Raw genomic sequence first — 1192 nt, forward strand, 5'->3', positions numbered from 1 at the left:
GCCCCATTAGGGGGCGAAGCTGTTGATTCACACTGCCAAGAAAAGCCGCTAGTGAGATATTGACCGCCCGTACCGCAAACCGACACAGGTAGTTGGGAAGAGAATTCTAAGGTGAGCGAGCGAACTCTCGTTAAGGAACTCGGCAAAATGACCCCGTAACTTCGGGAGAAGGGGTGCTCAGTAAAATGAGCCGCAGTGAATAGGCCCAAGCGACTGTTTATCAAAAACACAGGTCTCTGCCAAACCGAAAGGTGACGTATAGGGGCTGACGCCTGCCCGGTGCTGGAAGGTTAAAAGGCGCGCTTAGCGTAAGCGAAGGTGCAAATTGAAGCCCCAGTAAACGGCGGCCGTAACTATAACGGTCCTAAGGTAGCGAAATTCCTTGTCAGGTAAGTTCTGACCCGCACGAAAGGCGCAACGATTTGGGCACTGTCTCAACGAGAGGCTCGGTGAAATCATATTACCTGTGAAGATGCAGGTTACCCGCGACAGGACGGAAAGACCCCGTGGAGCTTTACTGTAGCCTGATATTGAATCTGGACCTCACCTGTACAGGATAGGTGGGAGTCTTTGAAGCGTGGACGCCAGTCCACGTGGAGACACTGGTGGGATACCACCCCGGTGTGGTTGAGATTCTAACCCGCGTCCGTGATCCGGACGGGAGACAGTGTCAGGTGGACAGTTTGACTGGGGCGGTCGCCTCCTAAAGAGTAACGGAGGCGCTCAAAGGTTCCCTCAGAATGGTTGGAAATCATTCACAGAGTGTAAAGGCATAAGGGAGCTTGACTGCGAGACCGACAAGTCGAGCAGGGTCGAAAGACGGACTTAGTGATCCGGTGGTTCCGCATGGAAGGGCCATCGCTCAACGGATAAAAGCTACCCCGGGGATAACAGGCTTATCTCCCCCAAGAGTTCACATCGACGGGGAGGTTTGGCACCTCGATGTCGGCTCGTCGCATCCTGGGGCTGTAGTCGGTCCCAAGGGTTGGGCTGTTCGCCCATTAAAGCGGCACGCGAGCTGGGTTCAGAACGTCGTGAGACAGTTCGGTCCCTATCCGTCGTGGGCGTAGGAAATTTGAGAGGCGCTGTCCTTAGTACGAGAGGACCGGGATGGACATACCACTGGTGTACCAGTTGTCGTGCCAACGGCATCGCTGGGTAGCTATGTATGGCCGGGATAAGTGCTGAAAGC

General features: G+C 54.8%; 1 rRNA gene. It reads left to right on the forward strand.

What is annotated here, in order from left to right:
- Positions 1 to 1192, forward strand: a 23S ribosomal RNA gene (locus BUA12_RS00005); the annotation flags it as partial.

The organism is Lacicoccus alkaliphilus DSM 16010 (assembly GCF_900142805.1).
GTDB lineage: Bacteria > Bacillota > Bacilli > Staphylococcales > Salinicoccaceae > Lacicoccus > Lacicoccus alkaliphilus.